We start from the raw sequence: 3,136 nt of genomic DNA on the forward strand, positions 1-3,136 counted from the left end.
TTAAACTCTTTTCCGTGTATTCAATGATGTAATCTGCCGGAAAAACGTCTTCCAGCTTAAAACCAGGCTTCGAGGGCCATTTTCGGTTTTTAGGGGGAATTTTGGTGGCCGCGTACAGTTTTTTATCAGCATTGTTTTTCAACAGCTGATTCAGAATTTCTTCGCTGACGCCATCACCGTACGCCCAGGCTGTATCGAAAAAATTACAGCCTAATTCTACGGAGCGTTGCAGTGCCCGGAGAACTTCCAGTTTGTCGGAACCGGTCCAGCCTGCGAGGCCCCACATACCATAACCAATTTCAGAGACCTGCCAACCTGTCCGGCCGAATGTACGATAGTTCATGATTTTTGAATTTTTGATTAAACACAGAGCCACAGAGAGCACGGAGTTTTTTTAATTTTTCTTTGTGTTCTCTGTGGCTCTGTGTTTAATCAAATTTTACCCATTAAGGTTGCCATTAATTTTCCGGCGGATACCTTGTCGCATTTGTGGCACATTAAAGTTAATAAGCAATCCAAGTTTTTTATCGGCTAACCGCAGATACGTAACGGTCTGCACTTCATGAATCGGCAGAAGGTTTTCTACCGCTTTCAATTCCAGCACGATTATATCTTCAACCAGCAAATCCATAAAAAATGTTTTAGTGGTTTCTCTGCCTTTATAGATAACCGGGATTTCGACCTGCCGTTCTACATATAGCCCCATACTACGTAGTTCATGGATAAGACATTCTTCATATACACTCTCCAAAAGTCCTGGGCCAAGTTCCCGATGAACTTCAATACAGGCACTGATAATTTTACTACTTAATCTATTGTATACCAATTCATTCATTATTGCATCCGTTAGTTGAACACTGAGCCACAGAGAAGACAAAGAAAATCACAAAAGACAAAAGTCACCAAATCATAAATAGTAACGATATTTATTTCTCTGTGTTCTCTGTGGCTCAGTGTTCAATTAAAACCTATGCTCGTACGTATCGTTCGCATGACCTTTCAGGAAGATAAACTTGACGACTTCCAACGCATTTTCGATAACTCCAAATACCAAATTCGGGCGTTTCCAGGCAACCACCACCTCGAACTGCTACGTGATCCGGACCAGCCAACCATTCGTATGACCTACAGTTTGTGGGAGTCCACCCAAGCTCTCGAAGCGTATCGACAAAGCGACTTGTTCCGCACAACCTGGGCCGCCACAAAAGCCCTGTTTGCCGAGCGGGCCGTAGCGTTCTCAGGCGAAAAACTGGAGGACGTAACACGCTGACCTAGTGAGTAAAACTACTCCTGCAAAGCCTTTTTGATGCATCCCAACTTACATCATCAACAACCGATGTATCGCCCGATTTTCATCCTGTGGCTAACGGCGTTCCTGCTGGCCGGAAGAGTGACTTCAGTAGTTGCTCAGTCCGGATCACCTACGTTGTCGGGATACGTAACGGATGCCTCCACGGGCAAGCCGATGCCGTTTGCGAACGTCTACATCAACGGAAGCACCCAGGGTACACTTACCAACGAAAAAGGCGCTTTCGTACTCAATTCTATTCCGCTTGGTACGTCCGAAATCGTGGCTTCGTTCGTCGGTTATCAACCCGACAAAAAAATTCTCCGGTTCGATACCCCTGCGTCAAAAACGGCCAATTTCCGGCTAAAACCAAGCGATCAGACACTGGCGGCTGTTACCGTTCGGGGAAATCCGAAGAAATGGCAGCAACACATGCGTGAGTTTAAACGACAACTACTGGGCGAACCGTTTGCCGGACAGTGCCAGATTCTGAACGAGGATGTTATCAATTTTCAGGAGGAAAACGGCCACTTGAAGGCAACCGCCACCGAACCTATTCTTATTGAAAATCAGGCACTCGGCTACAAGCTCTGGTACGACATGCTGCATTTCGACGCCACGCACCAGAAAGTTTACTACGCCGGGAATACCCGTTTTGAAGAACTAAAGCCAGCCAACGAAAAACAGGCCAGTCGATTCCGCCGAAATCGCATGATTGCCTATAAAGGCTCTACCCGGCACCTGATGGCTACGCTGGTCGACAGTACGTACGAACAGGCTGGTTTTCTGGTGTATCAGGAGAATATAGCCATCGCAATTGATCGGGATCGGTCGATGCGCGCTACGTTGGCTGGCTCCGTTAACCGCCGACTACAACCGTTACATATCCGTACACTAATTCAGCCTGGACGGCTTCCCATCGAACGACGGCTGGTTTCCAGCAAACCGCTGGTCGTTTTTTATACAAACGCTACGTCGAATTACTCGCCTTATCTGGATGCCCGTTACGCCTATTCGCAAATTACCCTGCCTGTCGGTCATCTTCAGTTTACGGTCGATGGGACGATTACGATGGCCGAAGGGATGGAAATTCAGGGGTCGCTGGCCGACGACCGACTGTCGAGGCTGCTTCCGGCCGATTGGAGCCCCAACCCGACTGATGCCGACGCTACCACTACGTCACCCATTGCCACACAAGGTAAATTTCTTCCCGCCGATGCTCGTCTAGGCCGAATTGCCAGCGCGTTCAAAGATAAATTTCAGGCACTCGCCCCCGTTTTATTTCTACACACCGACAAACCCTTTTACGCAACCGGTGATCGACTTTGGCTAAGCGCTTATTTGCTCGATGCCAACACAAACCGGCGTCCACTCGGCGAAACCGCTATTCATGTCGACGTAGTGACAACGTCGGGCAAGCTCGTACAGCATCAGTGGTTACGTGTTGAAGATGGTCGGGCGGTGGGTAATTTTCGATTGTCAGATTCGCTTGCTTCCGGTACGTATCAGTTACGTGCCTATACGGATGAAGACGACGGTCAGAAACGTCCTGCTTTCGAACGCTCCATTTCGGTTTATAACATTCTTCAGCCTCCAGCAGTCAGTAAAACAGATACAACCCAAAAACTGGCAGACATTCAGCTGCTGCCCGAAGGTGGCCGCTGGGTAGCCGGATTGCCAGCGCGATTAGGCATCAAAATCGTTGGTTCCGACGGACACGGGTTGTCGGCATCAGGGCGTATCGTTGATCATGCAGGCACGGTAGTCTGTCCGTTTACGACCAATTTTCTGGGAATGGGCAGCGTAACGCTGACACCCCAGGATGGCCGAACGTATTATGCTGAAATC

At 48.6% G+C, this 3,136-nt stretch carries 4 protein-coding genes; 2 read left to right on the forward strand and 2 right to left on the reverse strand.

The genetic code is table 11. The annotated features are described in order from the left end of the window. Both ACOJS8_RS12995 and ACOJS8_RS13000 read right to left on the reverse strand, forming a co-directional pair. A partial coding sequence (locus ACOJS8_RS12995; protein WP_420148969.1) for an aldo/keto reductase occupies positions 1-343 on the reverse strand: 343 nt, incomplete at its 3' end. A 96-nt stretch (positions 344-439) separates the two neighbouring features. Next, positions 440-835 (reverse strand): GxxExxY protein, encoded by a 396-nt coding sequence (locus ACOJS8_RS13000; protein WP_420148970.1) that lies wholly within the window; start codon positions 833-835, stop codon positions 440-442. A gap of 135 nt (positions 836-970) precedes the next feature. On the opposite strand from ACOJS8_RS13000, the gene ACOJS8_RS13005 reads away from it, so the two are divergent. Together ACOJS8_RS13005 and ACOJS8_RS13010 are read left to right on the forward strand one after the other, a co-directional pair. Beyond that, on the forward strand, positions 971-1,270 hold the full coding sequence (locus ACOJS8_RS13005; protein ID WP_420148971.1) for a putative quinol monooxygenase: 300 nt from the start codon (positions 971-973) through the stop codon (positions 1,268-1,270). A 36-nt stretch (positions 1,271-1,306) separates the two neighbouring features. Next, on the forward strand, positions 1,307-3,136 hold a 1,830-nt coding region (locus ACOJS8_RS13010; RefSeq protein ID WP_420148972.1), incomplete at its 3' end, for a carboxypeptidase-like regulatory domain-containing protein.

The sequence above is a fragment of the Spirosoma sp. genome (genome assembly GCF_048594605.1).
Classification (GTDB): Bacteria; Bacteroidota; Bacteroidia; order Cytophagales; family Spirosomataceae; genus Spirosoma.

Bases quoted from the DNA above. Each gene is read 5' to 3' on its own strand.
- ACOJS8_RS13000 (WP_420148970.1), bottom strand. From the start codon at position 835: ATGAATGAATTGGTATACAATAGATTAAGTAGTAAAATTATCAGTGCC.
- ACOJS8_RS13005 (WP_420148971.1), top strand. From the start codon at position 971: ATGCTCGTACGTATCGTTCGCATGACCTTTCAGGAAGATAAACTTGAC.